15 protein-coding genes and 1 tRNA gene are annotated in these 14,113 nt (G+C 56.8%); 3 read left to right on the top strand and 13 right to left on the bottom strand.

The genetic code is table 11. From position 1 onward, the window contains the following. Positions 1–3: 3 nt before the first annotated feature. The 6 genes from rutG to rutA all read right to left on the bottom strand — a co-directional run bounded on the left by rutG (position 4) and on the right by rutA (position 5,107). A complete protein-coding gene (gene rutG / locus QZQ97_RS09075) occupies positions 4–1,323 on the bottom strand; it encodes a pyrimidine utilization transport protein G (protein WP_311993166.1) in 1,320 nt (439 codons plus the stop codon). Positions 1,324–1,390: 67 nt separating this feature from the next. Next, the gene (gene rutF, locus QZQ97_RS09070) at positions 1,391–1,918 is read right to left on the bottom strand and encodes an NADH-dependent FMN reductase RutF (protein WP_311993165.1); all 528 of its coding nucleotides are present in this window, start codon (positions 1,916–1,918) and stop codon (positions 1,391–1,393) included. A gap of 47 nt (positions 1,919–1,965) precedes the next feature. Continuing rightward, entirely contained in the window at positions 1,966–2,805 is an 840-nt protein-coding gene (rutD, locus tag QZQ97_RS09065) for a pyrimidine utilization protein D (RefSeq protein ID WP_311993164.1), read from the bottom strand. 24 nt (positions 2,806–2,829) lie between these two features. Further along, complete coding sequence (rutC, locus tag QZQ97_RS09060) at positions 2,830–3,216, bottom strand: pyrimidine utilization protein C (protein ID WP_311993163.1); 387 nt, start codon at positions 3,214–3,216, stop codon at positions 2,830–2,832. 44 nt (positions 3,217–3,260) lie between these two features. Further along, positions 3,261–4,007, bottom strand: coding sequence for a pyrimidine utilization protein B (gene rutB / locus QZQ97_RS09055; RefSeq protein WP_311993162.1), 747 nt, complete (start codon positions 4,005–4,007; stop codon positions 3,261–3,263). After that, a complete protein-coding gene (rutA, locus tag QZQ97_RS09050) occupies positions 4,007–5,107 on the bottom strand; it encodes a pyrimidine utilization protein A (protein WP_311993161.1) in 1,101 nt (366 codons plus the stop codon). The genes rutB and rutA overlap by 1 nt, the downstream gene beginning before the upstream one ends. A 335-nt stretch (positions 5,108–5,442) precedes the next feature. On the opposite strand from rutA, the gene rutR reads away from it, so the two are divergent. Continuing rightward, positions 5,443–6,081 (top strand): HTH-type transcriptional regulator RutR, encoded by a 639-nt coding sequence (rutR, locus tag QZQ97_RS09045; protein ID WP_013812371.1) that lies wholly within the window; start codon positions 5,443–5,445, stop codon positions 6,079–6,081. A gap of 52 nt (positions 6,082–6,133) precedes the next feature. Here the strand turns inward: rutR and cycA are convergent, their stop codons facing one another. Next, complete coding sequence (cycA, locus tag QZQ97_RS09040) at positions 6,134–7,534, bottom strand: D-serine/D-alanine/glycine transporter (protein ID WP_311993160.1); 1,401 nt, start codon at positions 7,532–7,534, stop codon at positions 6,134–6,136. A gap of 350 nt (positions 7,535–7,884) precedes the next feature. Between cycA and QZQ97_RS09035 the strand changes: the two genes are divergently transcribed. Next, positions 7,885–7,960: transfer RNA gene (locus QZQ97_RS09035), tRNA-Lys, on the top strand. Positions 7,961–8,181: 221 nt separating this feature from the next. Here the strand turns inward: QZQ97_RS09035 and QZQ97_RS09030 are convergent. Further along, a complete protein-coding gene (locus QZQ97_RS09030) occupies positions 8,182–8,364 on the bottom strand; it encodes a cell envelope integrity TolA C-terminal domain-containing protein (protein WP_311993159.1) in 183 nt (60 codons plus the stop codon). Positions 8,365–8,677: 313 nt separating this feature from the next. After that, the gene (locus QZQ97_RS09025; protein ID WP_311993158.1) at positions 8,678–9,172 is read right to left on the bottom strand and encodes a DedA family protein; all 495 of its coding nucleotides are present in this window, start codon (positions 9,170–9,172) and stop codon (positions 8,678–8,680) included. A 202-nt stretch (positions 9,173–9,374) separates the two neighbouring features. On the opposite strand from QZQ97_RS09025, the gene QZQ97_RS09020 reads away from it, so the two are divergent. After that, positions 9,375–9,674 (top strand): putative quinol monooxygenase, encoded by a 300-nt coding sequence (locus QZQ97_RS09020; RefSeq protein ID WP_311993901.1) that lies wholly within the window; start codon positions 9,375–9,377, stop codon positions 9,672–9,674. 105 nt (positions 9,675–9,779) lie between these two features. Here QZQ97_RS09020 and QZQ97_RS09015 read toward each other — a convergent pair whose 3' ends face one another. From QZQ97_RS09015 to QZQ97_RS09000, 4 genes are read right to left on the bottom strand one after another with little or no spacing between them, the layout of a single operon-like run. Beyond that, a complete protein-coding gene (locus QZQ97_RS09015; RefSeq protein ID WP_311993157.1) occupies positions 9,780–10,505 on the bottom strand; it encodes an enoyl-CoA hydratase-related protein in 726 nt (241 codons plus the stop codon). Further along, on the bottom strand, positions 10,498–11,670 hold the full coding sequence (locus QZQ97_RS09010) for an MFS transporter (protein WP_311993156.1): 1,173 nt from the start codon (positions 11,668–11,670) through the stop codon (positions 10,498–10,500). The genes QZQ97_RS09015 and QZQ97_RS09010 overlap by 8 nt, the downstream gene beginning before the upstream one ends. Continuing rightward, the gene (gene hemA / locus QZQ97_RS09005) at positions 11,667–12,878 is read right to left on the bottom strand and encodes a 5-aminolevulinate synthase (RefSeq protein ID WP_311993155.1); all 1,212 of its coding nucleotides are present in this window, start codon (positions 12,876–12,878) and stop codon (positions 11,667–11,669) included. Before hemA ends, QZQ97_RS09010 begins: the two co-directional genes overlap by 4 nt. A gap of 15 nt (positions 12,879–12,893) precedes the next feature. After that, positions 12,894–14,105 carry an acetyl-CoA C-acyltransferase gene (locus tag QZQ97_RS09000; protein WP_311993900.1) on the bottom strand — a complete coding sequence of 404 codons (1,212 nt, stop codon included), beginning with the start codon at positions 14,103–14,105 and terminating at the stop codon, positions 12,894–12,896. Positions 14,106–14,113 lie beyond the last annotated feature (8 nt).

The raw sequence follows: 14,113 nt of genomic DNA, 5'->3' as shown, positions 1-14,113 counted from the left end.
GTATCAACGTGCGGCGTTGTCCGCCAGCGGCAGGATTTTACGGTTGCGCAGCAGCGCATTCAGAATAATGGCACCGAAGGTGGCAGTGCCTATGCCCCCCATGGTGAAGTTGCCGATGGTCAGCGCAAAATCGCCGGCACCCAGCACCAGTGTTACTGCCACCATAATCAGGTTGCCGTTGTCGCCCAAATCGACCTTGTTTTGCACCCAGATACGTGCGCCAGCGACGGCAATCAAACCGAACACCACCACCGAGGCACCGCCCAGCACCGGGCCTGGAATGGTGTGGATCAGCGCACCGAACTTCGGTGAAAAGCCCAGAACAATCGCCACCGCCGCTGCGGCGACAAACACCAGGGTGGAGTAAATTTTGGTTACCGCCATCACGCCGATATTTTCAGCATAGGTCGTGACCCCGGTGCCGCCTACCGAGCCAGACAGCATGGTCGCCAGTCCATCGCCAACAAAGGCGCGACCGATATAGGGATCGAGGTTCTGGCCGGTCATCCCTGCAACCGCCTTCACATGCCCGAGATTTTCCGCCACCAGAATGATCGCCACCGGGGCAATCAGCAGCATGGCGTGCAGGTTAAACGCCGGCGCGGTGAATTGCGGTAAGCCAAACCAGGCGGCCTGACTCAGCGCGCTGTAATCCACCGGTTTGCCGAGCCCAAAACCGTTGGTCACGGCCACATAAATCAGATAGGCGGCGATCAGCCCAATCAGGATCAGCAGTCGTTGCATCAACCCACGGGTGAATACCGCCACCGAACCGATACACAAAATGGTGACCACCGCCATCCAGCTATCAAAATTGGAGGCCGAGACGCTGCGTACGGCAATAGGCGCCAGGTTCAGGCCGATCGCCATCACCACCGCACCGGTCACCACCGGCGGCATCAGGCGTTCGATCCAGCGGGTACCGACGCTCATCACCACAAACCCGATCAGCAGATACACCAGCCCGCAGGCGATGATGCCGCCCAGCGCCAGCGCAATGTTCGGGTTCGCGCCCTGGCCGCTATAACCGGTTAGGGTGATCACCAGCCCGACAAACGCCGCGCTGGAACCGAGGTAACTCGGCACTCGGCCGCCGACCACCAGGAAGAACAGCAGCGTGCCGATGCCAGACATCAATATGGCCAGGTTGGCGTCAAAGCCCATCAGCAGCGGCATCAGCACTGTGGCGCCAAACATCGCCACCGCATGTTGCAGGCCCATAACCAGCGTTGGCACCAGCGGCAACCTTTCATCGGGTGCGACCACCGTACCGTCCAGACTGCCTTGCTTCATGCGCCATTGGGGAAACCAGGTATTCGCCATCGTCATCTCCAAAACAGGGGTACAGGTTAGGGCGCAGGTGAGTGCGCGTTACGGCATCATCGGCAAATCATCGCTTCAGCAACGGGTGATAGCGGCGATCGAAGTAAGCCAGCCCGTGGCTTTCATCATTACGCACCAACGCCACTGCCTGACAAAACAGAATGTCATGGGTGCCGACGCTGACAATTTGGTTGATTCGGCAATCGAAGGAGACCACTGCGCCGTGCAGAATGGGGGAGCCGGTTGCCAGCGTGGACCAACGTGCGGCAGAAAATCGCATGTCCATCGGCGTTTTTCCGCCAAACAGATTCGACAGCGACTCGTGTTCCGCCGCCAGCGTATTGACGCACAGCGTCTGGTTTTGCTTGAACACCGAATACACCGATGCGGAGCGGTTCAGACACACCAGCAACGTCGGTGGCGTATCGGTAACGCTGCATACCGCAGAAGCGGTAAACCCGGCGCGGCCTGCGGGGCCGTCGGTGGTGATGATATTCACCGCAGCGCCCAGGCGCGCCATCGCGTCGCGGAAGTCTTGTTTTTCTACGTCCGGCGGTGCAAGCGTCGCACTGGCAAGAAGGGTTTGGGTTTGCATACTGTTTCTCCTTTGGCTAGCCAATAGTGGCGGCCTGGCGGTTAAGCTCAGTGTCTCTGCCCTGTGGGCTCGAGCTGAGCGTCTGCAGGGCTATAAGCAGACGACTGGCCGTGGGGTTTCAGCAGCCAGCCGAGCAGGATGCGGTTAAAGTTTTCAGCATCCGTCACGCTCATGGCATGGCCGCCGTACACCATCTGCGCCAGTTCGCCGAACGGCAGGCTTTCCGCCAGTTGATGCGAACAGTGGTAAGGCACCAGCAAATCGTCGCGGGAGCATAGCGCCAGCGTCGGCGTGGAGATGTCCGCCAACTGCGGGCGGAAATCGGTGTTCATCAGCGCATTCAGGCGGCGCAACAGGTTTTCTGTCCCCTGGAAATGCGCCACCTGATGCGCCAGTTCCTCGTCCAGCAGCGCTTCGTGCCGCGACAGCCAGTCGGCGGGGAACAGGAACAACGGTTGGGCACGTACGTAGGCTTCCACGCCGCTGTTGAGCAACAGGTCTTGACGTACCTTGAAGCAGCGCCGGGTCTGGCTGTCCAGCGTCGGCCAGCCATTGACCACCACCAACTTTTCGACCAATTGCGGGTGGTTGAGCGCCAGTTGCAGGCCAATCATGCCGCCAAGCGCGTGGCCGACGAAATAACAGCGTTCAACGCCAATCGAGCGCAGCAACTGTGCCGCCTCATCCGCCATATCGGCCATGCTGTAGCCGGCCGGTATCTCGCCCTTGCTGCGGGCGGTTCCCTGATGATCGTAAACCACCACCCGGAAATGCTCGCTCAGCACGTCAATCTGCGGTTGCCAGAAACTGCCTGCGCCGCCCAGACCGGCAGAGAGCACCACGGTGGGGGCGAGCGGTGTGTCTTTTCCCAAAATCTCAAAGTACATTCTCAATCCTCTGCGGATAAGGGGTTAGCGGCCGATATGGGCCACGGTAGCGATCTCAATCAGTGCGTCCGGTTTCACCAACCCGCACTGAATGCAGTAGCGCGCCGGTTTGTCGCCAGGAAAATACTCCGCATAGACCTGATTGATGGCGGCATAGTTTTGCCAGTCGGTGAGGAAGATCGAGTTAAAGGTCACGTCATCCATGCCGCCGCCGGCGGTTTCGATCACGCTTTTAATGGTTTCCAGCACGTGGCGGGTTTGCGCCGCGGCATCGCCGACGTGCACCACGTTATTGTCTTTATCGAACGCCAGCGTGCCCGAGACGTAAACCACGCCATCGGCCAGCGTGCCGGGGACGAAGGGGGCCAGCGGTTTGCCGGTGCCCGGCGGCGTAATGATGGTTTTTGGCATAGTCTTGCTCCTGATGAATGATCAAAGGGTAAAGCCGGCAAAACTCATGCCGTTTGGCTGAGTGGGGCGATGAGCGCATCGCAGAAACTGTCGACGTCCGACACCCAGCCAAAAAAAGTCTCGATGTTATATAGCGCTGCCTGCTGGGCAAATTGCGGCCCGGCCTGGTGAGTGGCATCCGCGAGCACCACGCCGAAATATTCGAGGAAGAAGCCGTCGCGCAGCGTGGATTCCACACAGACGTTGGTGGCGATGCCGGTAAATACCAAATGGTGAATGCCGTAGGAGCGCAACAGGCTGTCGAGTTGGGTATTGAAGAAGCCGCTGTAGCGCGGTTTCGGGATGACGATATCGCCCGGCAGCGGCTGCAGTTCATCCACCAGATCGTAGTCCCAGTCACCTTTGGCCAGCAGCTTGCCCATCAGCTCCGGGCGCTTGCGCATGGTTTTCAGCGCGTTGGATTTATGCCAGTTGGGCGAACCCTGGCCACCGGCTTCCACATACTGATTGTCCCAGCCGTTCTGAAAAAAGATCACCCGGATACCGGCGGCGCGCGCGGCGCTGATGGCGCGTTTGATATTGGCGATCACCGGAGCGGTGGCCGAGACGTCAAAACCGGCGAGATCGAGATAACCGCCCTGCGAGGCGTAGGCATTTTGCATATCGACCACGATCAGCGCGGTTTCCTGCGGTGCAAAGGCGATGGCTTCCGGGCGAGCGGGCAGAGTGACGGTGGCGCCGGTTTCCGGCGACTGGCGGCGTACTACCGGCTGGTTTTCAACAATTTTCATCAGGCCACCTCACGGCTATCAGCGGTTGTCGGGCAAACGTCGGCGCGGCTTTTCATCAGGGGCTGGATGCGCTCGCCGAAGTCTTCCACCCCTTTCACGAAGTCATCGAAGGTCAGCAACACGCCTTCGGTGCCGGGCACGGTAGCAATCTCATCCATCATGCGCGCCACGTTGGCGTAGGAACCGACCAGCGTGCCCATATTGATATTGACCGCCGAGGTCGGGTCCGCCATCTGGCGCACGTTGGTGTCGGCGCCGGATTTGGTGTCTTTGCCGCTTTGTTCGGTCAGCCAGGCCAGCGCTTCGGTGTCGGCACCGGCCTTATAGCTTTCCCATTTGGCCCGTGCGGCCTCGTCGGTTTCATCGGCAATGATCATGAACAGCACGTAACAGGCGACGCTGCGGCCTTCGGCGTCGGCGGCGGTTTTCAGCCGTGCGGCGGTCGGCGCGAAGGCGGTCGGGGTGTTGACGCCCTTGCCGAAGCAGAAGTTGTAGTCGGCGTATTTGGCCGAGAAGGCCATGCCGGCATCACTCTGCCCGGCGCAGATGACCTTGATGTCCGCCTGCGGCTGCGGGCTGACGCGGCAGTCGTCCATCTGGAAGAACTCGCCTTTGAAATCGGATTTGCCTGTCCCCCACAGATCGCGCAGCACCTTCACGTATTCCGCCAGATAGTCGTAACGGCGGCCAAAGTAATCGTCGCCCGGCCACATGCCCATCTGTTCGTATTCCGGTTTTTGCCAGCCGGTGACCACGTTCAGGCCAAAACGCCCGTTGGAAATAGAGTCGATGGTGGAAGCCATCCGCGCGACGATCGCCGGCGGCATGGTCAGGGTGGCGGCGGTGGCGTAGATCTTGATGCGCGAGGTGACTGCGGCCAGCCCGGCCATCAGGGTGAAGGACTCCAGATTGTGATCCCAAAATTCGGTTTTGCCGCCGAAGCCGCGCAGTTTGATCATCGACAGGGCGAAATCGAAATTGTAATGCTCGGCCTTCTGCACGATGGTCTTGTTGAGTTCAAACGTCGGTTTGTATTGCGGAGCATTGCTGGAAATCAGCCAGCCGTTGTTGCCGATCGGGATAAATACGCCAATTTTCATTTGAACACCTCGGGTCTGCGAATGGGACGGTTCACGCGCTGCTTGAATGCTTCCTGCGGGTTCCAAATTGCGCGGCGCTTGTCATGGATATAGCAAACGCAATGCCAGTTTTTAAAATGGCCTATTTATCAATTGATTGAGGTTTATGTGTGACGGGGGTTGTTGAGCGAATGGTCCAAAATGGACCGTTTGGTAAAAAATATGTGCACAAAAATCAGGCGCAGTTGCCCGTAAAAGGTGCAAAAAATCCCCCGAAAGGAGTAGGTAAATGCGTGGGTTTCACGCAATGGCTTTGTTATGCTGGTGACCGAATCAGGTGGCGCCAAGGAGCTGCAGTGAAGCAACAACCCGTTAAACCGCCTACGCGCCGCTCGCGTGCGGTGGCTGCAAAACGCAGCACTATCATGGATGCGGCACTGGAGTTTTTCTCGCTGTACGGTATTCACGGCACCAGTCTGGATCAGGTGGCGGAACGCGCCGACGTGTCCAAAACCAATCTGCTTTATTACTTCCCTTCGAAAGAAGAGCTATACGTTGCGGTGCTGAAAGGCATCCTCGACGTGTGGCTGGCACCGCTCAAAGCGCTGCGCGCCGATCAGGAACCCTTGCAGGCTATTCGCGAATATATCCGCCTTAAATTGGACGTGTCCCGCCATCACCCGCAGGCCTCGCGGCTGTTTTGTCTGGAGATGATCCAGGGCGCTCCGTTGCTGAAGCTGGAGTTGCAGGGCGGGCTGAAGGCGCTGGTGGACGAGAAGTCCGCGATGATTGAGCGCTGGATCGCCGAAGGCCATATCGCGGCGGTGGAGCCGCATCACCTGATATTTATGCTGTGGGCTACCACTCAGCACTATGCGGATTTTTGGGTGCAGGTAGAAGCGGTGACCGGCAAGACGTTGGATGATGAGGCGTTCTTTCAGCAGACGGTGGAAAACGTGCAGCGGGTGATTATCGACGGGATACGCCCACGTTAATCGTCTCAATAGCGGAAATGCAGGGGGATAAGCGATTATCCCCCTGTTGTTTTTAGGCGGTTTTTTTCTTGCGCAGGAACACGTAAGACAAACCGAGCACCACAAACCACAGCGGCGTGACGATCAGCGCCTGACGAGTGTCATCGCGCAGCGACAGCAGCACCAGTACAAACGCGAAGAACGCCATGCACACCCAGCACATCAGCTTGCCGGCCGGCATCTTGTAGATCGATTTCTGGTGCAGCGCCGGGCGTTGCTTACGGTAAACCAGATACGAACACAGGATAATGGTCCAGACAAACATAAACAAAATGGCGGAGACGGTGGTCACCAGCGTAAACACCGTCATTACGTTCGGGATCAGGTAAATCAGCACCACACCGCCCAACAGACAGATGCAGGAGAAAGTCAGGCCGTTAGCCGGCACCGCCCGCTTGGACAGGTTGGCGAACGACTTCGGCGCATCGCCTTCCTGCGCCAGGCCGAACAGCATGCGGCTGGTGGAAAACACCCCACTGTTGGCGGAAGAGGCGGCGGAGGTCAGCACCACAAAGTTGATCACGCTGGCCGCAGCCGGCAGGCCGATCAGCACGAACAGCTCGACGAACGGGCTTTTATCGGCAACCACAGAACTCCATGGCGTAACCGACATAATCACGATCAACGCGAACACGTAGAACATGATGATGCGGATCGGAATGGAGTTGATGGCGCGCGGCAACACTTTTTCCGGATCCTTGGTTTCAGCCGCAGTGGTGCCCACCAGCTCGATGCCGACAAAGGCGAACACCGCGATTTGGAAGCCGGCGAAGAAGCCGCTGATGCCTTTCGGGAACATGCCGCCATCATTCCACAGGTGTGAGAACGACGCGACGGTACCGGTAGGGGACTGGAACTGCATGGCGATCATCACCAACCCGGCGACGATCAACCCGACAATGGCGACGATTTTAATCATCGCAAACCAGAACTCCATCTCGCCGAACATCTTCACCGTCGCCAGGTTCAGGCCCAGCAGCAGTAATACGCACAACAAAGAGGCGATCCATTGCGACAGCCCGGGGAACCAGAACTGGGCGTAGGCGGTGATCGCCACCACGTCGGCGATGCCGGTAACGACCCAGCAGAACCAGTAGGTCCAACCGGTAAAGAAACCGGCCCAGGGGCCGAGCAGGTCGGCGGCGAAATCGCTGAAGGATTTGTATTCCAGATTGGAGAGCAGCAGCTCGCCCATGGCGCGCATCACGAAAAACAGCATAAAGCCGATGATCATGTACACGAAGATGATGGAAGGCCCGGCCAGACTGATGGTTTTGCCGGACCCCATAAACAGACCTGTACCGATAGCGCCGCCGATGGCGATCAGTTGAATATGTCGGTTAGTTAGGTTTCGCCGTAGATGATCTTCTGACGCAGGCGTCGCGTCCGTAGCTATTTTAGAGTGATCTACCATCTGATGATGTCCTGTTTTACCTGTCATGGGTGAAATAGCGAGCTCTGAAGTGGCTCTTTTTTATACGATTATCCGGTTAACCCGGCTTTAGTAAGGTAGTGCAATAACGCCATCTTTGTGCAACATGTTTACAACATTTATGCGAGGGATAAAAGTCGATTATTCTTTACACCGAGGAGGCAAATCGGACGTCTTGGGGGCGGAAGATTACTCCTCGCTGTAGCAGATTAATAGCCCTAATCAGCCTTATCTTGTTGATAAAACAGAGGGTTGAAAATATCGCATGAGAAAAAGTAATGAATGTAAGCGTTTGACATTGATTATGGAGAGGCGAATTGTTTTAACCCGTTGGGGCGCTAGAACGATGAGTGGCGCGGTTGACGCTTAATCAATGAGGCACAGGTTCGAACCCTGTACGACCCACCAATAAATCATGCGGTTACATTTCTTTATTGCTTCTTTTCGCCCCTAAGTTGTGGCGTACTCGTGTCGCAAGACGAAAAAATAGTGTCGATTTGCCGCGCGTGTTCAGAAAAGGTGATCTGGCGCAACAAGAGTCTATCTTCGCACCCTTCTATCGACACTTGATCCCTCAATATGCAGCAAAATTGATAATGGAAATCTGAGGGCATTTGCTTTGCCGAACCCTAGGTTCGCTGCGGCTGAAAGACGATCACGAGTTTTTTGAAGGCTTCATGGGTCTTTTCATCCGGCGGTACCGGGAGCTCTGCCGAGAATACGGCGGTCATGCCTGCTTCGCACAATGGCTTAAAACCCTCAACATTATTGATATCGGTGACCTTACCCTGCCGGTTTAGGGATATGGACATACTGCATTATTGCCCGTAATAGTTATCCTTTATGATCGTCTCCATACGTATTGCGTAGGTTACATCGTGGTAATAATCCGTTATCGCGACGCCGGCGCGTTTTGGCTCAGGGTAATTACTGTTGCATGCGGTTAAGCTGAGCGCTGCCAGGAGGGCGGTGGTGGCGATACGCAGGAGAGGCATTTTATTTCCTTATAGTGCCGAGGAGCTTCATGTGAAGCCAGCATCCCATCTGAAGATAAATATTATTATACCTCAGCATTCAACCTCTTCGGGCTTATCGCGCGGTGTTTCGGAGAGCGGTAGAAAGTGTTTACAGCAGTTGACCAACAGACATCAACGCCACCGCCCAAATCCCGGCGGAGAGCGCGCTGGCGCAGTAGACTTGCTTACGCGGCAACGAAATCATACCGGCGACCAAAGGCACGGTGTAGCGCATCACGGCCAAAAAACGTGAGACAAACAACAGTATCACGCCTTTTTGCTGCAAGGCTGACTTAGCCTTGTGCAACGCGCTGTGATATCTGGCCGGCAACCACTTCCCGTGTTCACGGCCCTGGAGCAGCGCCCCGCAATGGAAAGATAAAATGGAACCGAGCGTCGCACCCAGAGCAATCGCCCCCCAGACGTAACCGTCGGCCAGCACCGGTTTGCCGGCGACAATGCCCAGCATCAGCGTAATCGACGCCGGCGGCAGTAGCGACGAAATGAAAATTACCGACTTGCCGAACGAAAACAGAAAGATGAACAGCAGCAGAAAGCCCGGCTCCGGGCTGTATTTAGCGATAATATGGCTCAATTCCGCCATAAAAAAACCTCATGAAATGTGTCTGAGAACCAGTGTCCTCTTTCACGCTTCAATAAAGGTTAAATATTGGGGAAAGAGCGACGTTTTACCCGACAACTCGCGCTATCCGGGGTTCCGATGAGGTGTCGAACAGGAGCCTCGGGAATAAGGATTCGCGGTAGAGTGGGCCCACATGATAGATACGCTAAAAGGAAAAAACGCCATGCTAAAGGTAATTGCTGAGGATTTTATCAAGGTCGATTGTGTTGAAACGGTGATGCCGCTGTATCGGGAACTGGTGGAGAAAACACGTCAGGAGCCACTTTGCCTCTCCTATGAGCTGTTTATTGACCATCAGGACCCGGGGCATTTTATTTTTGTCGAGGAGTGGCCCGATCGGGCTGCATTGGACGCACATTGCCAAACCGAACATTTCACGCGTCTGGTGCCTTTGATCAACCAGCACCAAAGCAAGCCTTGCACCTTTCTGTTTATGAAACATTTTTCTTCCGAGAAGGATTAAAAGGGCAAAAAAATCCCCGCTGAGCGGGGTCAATGGCTTCTCAAACGCGGTCTTGTAGTGATTAAACGTTAGACTGCGAATGATTACCATTCACTAAGAATGTTCTCAAAAGAACTTTGTTGCCGCATGTCGCGCCTGTTCAACCCAAGCTTGTTGATAGTCAAACGTCGGTGCCTCATGTTGAGTTAATCCATGACGGACGATAGCCTTCACGGCCTGGCTGGCCAGCGGGCTTTTGTGCGCGATTTGCCGGGCGACGCTGAGCGCTTCTTCCCGGGCCGATCCTTCGCTGATACGGGAAATCGCCCCGTGTTGCCAGGCTTCCTCTGCGGTGATCAATCGGCCGGTCAGCAGCCAGTCGAGGGCAACATAAGGAGAGATCCGCGCAGGCAGCCGTGAACAGCCGCCTTGTGCCGCAATCAGCCCCAGCCCGGTTTCCGGGAAACTGAATCGTGCGCTGCGGTTGGCGACGATCAGGTCGCAGGCCAACGCAATCTCGAAACCGCCGCCGAAGGCCATGCCATCGACGGCGGCAATGAGGATTTTGACGAGTTGGGCATGCACGATGCCGCCAAATCCCTCAGGTTCGACCACCGGCAGTTCCCCCTGGCGAAATGCCTTTATGTCCATCCCGGCGGAAAATACCTCCGGATGGCCGGTCAGCACAATCGCCCGAATCGCATCATCCTGCTCGGCCTGTTGCAGATAAGTTTGAATCAGACGCGCCATTTCCAGATTGATGGCGTTCTTTTTTTCCGGCCGATTGAGGGTAATAACGGCAACGCCGTCATCGTGGCGCTCGTAGAGCACCGGAGGCAGCGGGTCATTCATAGGCTTTCTCTCCCTGGAAAAAGAACAGCGTCAACAGCAGGGCGATGGCGCCCAGAGGCAGCGAAAACAGCGGCAGATAATAGGCCGGCAGCGTATACAGCGTCAGACCGCCGAGCATGCCGCCGGCGGCGATGCCGGCATAGAGTACGGAACTGTTCAGTGAAACGGTCAGTGCGCCAAAGCGTTTCGATAGCGACAGCAAGTGGTGTTGGATCGGCACCAGATACATCCAGCCGGTAATGCCCCACACCAGAAAGATCGCCAGTACCCACCAGGGGGAGGTAACGTAAAAGGTGAGCAGAAACAGCGAGACCGTTTGAATAGACACCGAAAACAACAGCACAAACTTACTGCCGAGGGTATCGGTCAACACGCCGGAAACGAAATTGCCAATGACGGCACCTGCGCCGAATACCAGCAGCGCGATCGGTAAAATGGCCTCCGCGCCCAGTTGGGTATTTTTCAGCAGCACGCTGACATAACTGTACACAATATGCTCGGAACAGACGGCAAAGAAAGTGATCAGCAATGTGGTCAGCACCGCTTTTTGTCGCAGCGGGGCAAGCCGCTCTTTCAGCGTGTGTTTACCCGGTGCCGCAATGGCGCGCAGCGCCAGCGAAAGCCCCAGCAGAGAAACGGCGCCCAGCAGAGCGATCAGCAGAAAAATCTCCCGCCAGCCGATCAATTTGGCCAGGAAGGTGCCAAAGGGAATGCCGAGGGCGATTGCCAGCGTCATGCCGCCGTAAACGATGGAGATAGCCAGCCCGCGGCGCTTTTCCGACACCAGCCCGACTGCGGCGGCGGCGGCTTGTGGTGTGTAGGCGGCGGCTCCCAACGCTGCCAGCACGCGGCCGGCAGAGATCTGCAAAAAGCTGTCGGCAAACGCGCAGGCCAGATTACCGGCAATAAATAATATCAGGGCGATCTGTAGAATATGCTTGCGGTTGAGGTTACCAAACAGCCAGGCGGTCAGCGGGGCAAACAGCATATAGGCGAGGGCAAACACCGAGATTAACTGCCCCGCCTGAGCGGGGCTGACAGTATAGGTGTCGGAAATCTCGGTAAGTACGCCGGCGACGATAAACGCATCGGTGCCAATGGCAAAGGTGCCGGCCGCCATCAGACAAAGCGTGAGAAAATGGCCGTTATAATCCGTCAACTTCATCCTGCTCTCCGTAATTCATTGGCGGTCCAGACTTTGCTTAACGCCGCCAGGAAATAATCCACATCTTCATGAGTATGGGCAGAGGTCGGCGTAACGCGCAAACGCTCGCTGCCTGCCGGTACCGTTGGGGCGTTCACCGGCTGCACGTAAATATCGTATTCGTCGAGCAGCACCTTGCTGATGTGTTTGTTCCGGTGCGGATCGCCGACCAGCACCGGCAGTATGTGGCTGTCTTCCGAAACCAGCGGAATACCGGCGGCGCGCAGGCCGGACTTAAGATGATCGATAATCGCCAGCAGGTGTTTGCGTTGATTATCGTGCTCAAGGTTGTATTTAAAGCTGGCCAACGCGGCGGCCACCACTGGCGCAGGGGACGACGTGCTGAAGACAAACGCCGGCGCCCAACTGCGCACGGCCTCAACCACCACGCGTGGTGCGGCGATGTAGCCCCCGGCGGCCCCGTAAGATTTGCCGAAGCCGCCCTGGATAATGGTGATCTTATCCAACAGGCCCAGTTGCTCGGCATAGCCAAGGCCGCGATGGCCGTAAACGCCGGCGGAATGGATCTCGTCCAGGTAGGTCAGCGCCTGATATTTCTCCGCCAGTTCCACAATCTGCGCCAGCGGCGCGAAGTCGCCGTCCATCGAATAGAGCGACTCGAAGGCGATCAACTTGGGGCGACCAGGTTCGGCCGCCAGCAGGAGCTCTTCAAGGTGCGCCACATCATTGTGGCGGAAGATTTTTTTCTCCGCCTTGCTGTAGCGGATGCCGTAAATCATCGAGGCGTGGTTAAGCTCATCGGAAAATACGATCAGATTGGGAATGGCGTCGCAAAGTGTGGACAACGTAGCGTCATTGGCCCCGAAACCGGTGGTGAACAGCAATGCGGACTCTTTGCCGTAGGCGCTGGCCAGCAGCGTTTCCAGCTCGCTGTGGTAGACCGAGGTGCCGGAAATGCTGCGAGCGCCGCAGGTGCCCAGCCCAACGCGATTCACCGCCTCGGTGGTAGCCAGGATGACTTTGGGGTGATGACTCATCGCCAGGTAATCATTCGAGCACCAGACGTTCAGACGACGCTCCCCGTTCTGCCCGTGGCTGGTGGCCCAGGGTTTATCCACCACGCTGCGTTCGAGGTTGAGGAACTCGCGGAACCGTCCCTGTTTTTTGGTTTCGGCCAATTTTTCTTCAAGAATGTTTAATACGCTCATACGGAATTCCTTGCATTAGAGGGCTTTAATAACCAATGAAACGCCTTGGCCGACACCGACACACATCGTCACCAGCGCGTTGTTTACCTGCCGGGCGTTGAGTTCCAGCGCGGCGGAAAGCACCAGCCGTGCGCCTGACATCCCGAGTGGATGACCGAGGGCGATGGCGCCGCCGTTTGGATTGACCCGTGTATCGTCGAAATCGATGCGCCAGTTTTTCAGCGTCGCCAACACCTGTGCGGCAAATGCCTCATTAATTTCAATCACGTCAAAATCGTTCAGGGTAAAGCCGGTTCGCGCCAGCAACCGATCTGTAGCGGCGATCGGCCCGATACCCATCACCGATGGGGTAACGCCCGCACTGGCGCTGTCGCCGATCTCCGCCAGCGGTTGCAGCGATTTGCGTTTCACATAACGGCCGGAAGCCAACAGCAGCACGGCAGCTCCGTCGTTGATGCCGGAGGCGTTGCCGGCGGTTACCGATCCGTCGGCAATAAAGGCAGGCTTCAGCGCATGGAGTTTTTGCAGCGTGGTCTGGCGCGGAAATTCATCCTGTTCGAAAGTCTTGCTGGTTTTACGATCCGCCTGCACCTCGAGTGGCGTGATTTCTCTGGCCAATCGGCCATTTTCGATAGCCTTCCAGGCCTTTTGCTGCGAGCTCAGGGCAAAAATATCCTGATCCTCACGGGATATTTGGTGTTGTTGCGCCACGTTCTCCGCCGTAACGCCCAGCGGATCGCAACCATAGCGCTCCGCCAACCGTGGATTGACAAAACGCCAGCCCAACGTGGTGTCGTACAGCTTGACGCCCTTGTCGAAAGGCGTTTCGCTTTTGCCCATCACGTAGGGCGCCCGGCTCATGCTTTCTACGCCGCCTGCCAGCACCAGATCGCTGAGGCCGCTTTTTATTTTCGCGCTTGCGTAGATCACGGCATCCAGCCCGGAAGCGCACAGCCGGTTCAGAGTAATGGCCGGTACGCTCTGATCCAGGCCAGACAATAGCGCCGCCATACGCGCGACGTTGCGGTTGTCCTCACCGGCCTGATTGGCGCAACCCAGGATAACTTCATCGATATCCAGCTCTGCCTCAGGGTGCCGTTGCAGCAGCGCCCGAATAATGACAGCAGCCATATCATCCGGACGCGTCAGCGCCAGACTGCCGCCGTAAGCGCCGATCGCCGTGCGCGTGCCGTCGATCAGATAGACCCCGTCGTCTTTAATCGTCATCATTTTTC

This window comes from Serratia sp. root2 (assembly GCF_031931805.1).
GTDB classification, from domain to species: Bacteria; Pseudomonadota; Gammaproteobacteria; order Enterobacterales; family Enterobacteriaceae; genus Serratia; species Serratia inhibens.
The sequence above is the reverse complement of the archived record's forward strand: the minus strand, read 5'-3'. Positions and strand labels throughout refer to the sequence as shown.

Bases quoted from the DNA above. Each gene is read 5' to 3' on its own strand.
- rutG (WP_311993166.1), bottom strand. From the start codon at position 1,323: ATGGCGAATACCTGGTTTCCCCAATGGCGCATGAAGCAAGGCAGTCTG.
- rutF (WP_311993165.1), bottom strand. From the start codon at position 1,918: ATGCAAACCCAAACCCTTCTTGCCAGTGCGACGCTTGCACCGCCGGAC.
- rutD (WP_311993164.1), bottom strand. From the start codon at position 2,805: ATGTACTTTGAGATTTTGGGAAAAGACACACCGCTCGCCCCCACCGTG.
- rutC (WP_311993163.1), bottom strand. From the start codon at position 3,216: ATGCCAAAAACCATCATTACGCCGCCGGGCACCGGCAAACCGCTGGCC.
- rutB (WP_311993162.1), bottom strand. From the start codon at position 4,007: ATGAAAATTGTTGAAAACCAGCCGGTAGTACGCCGCCAGTCGCCGGAA.
- rutA (WP_311993161.1), bottom strand. From the start codon at position 5,107: ATGAAAATTGGCGTATTTATCCCGATCGGCAACAACGGCTGGCTGATT.
- cycA (WP_311993160.1), bottom strand. From the start codon at position 7,534: ATGGTAGATCACTCTAAAATAGCTACGGACGCGACGCCTGCGTCAGAA.
- QZQ97_RS09030 (WP_311993159.1), bottom strand. From the start codon at position 8,364: ATGTCCATATCCCTAAACCGGCAGGGTAAGGTCACCGATATCAATAAT.
- QZQ97_RS09025 (WP_311993158.1), bottom strand. From the start codon at position 9,172: ATGGCGGAATTGAGCCATATTATCGCTAAATACAGCCCGGAGCCGGGC.
- QZQ97_RS09020 (WP_311993901.1), top strand. From the start codon at position 9,375: ATGCTAAAGGTAATTGCTGAGGATTTTATCAAGGTCGATTGTGTTGAA.
- QZQ97_RS09015 (WP_311993157.1), bottom strand. From the start codon at position 10,505: ATGAATGACCCGCTGCCTCCGGTGCTCTACGAGCGCCACGATGACGGC.
- QZQ97_RS09010 (WP_311993156.1), bottom strand. From the start codon at position 11,670: ATGAAGTTGACGGATTATAACGGCCATTTTCTCACGCTTTGTCTGATG.
- hemA (WP_311993155.1), bottom strand. From the start codon at position 12,878: ATGAGCGTATTAAACATTCTTGAAGAAAAATTGGCCGAAACCAAAAAA.
- QZQ97_RS09000 (WP_311993900.1), bottom strand. From the start codon at position 14,105: ATGACGATTAAAGACGACGGGGTCTATCTGATCGACGGCACGCGCACG.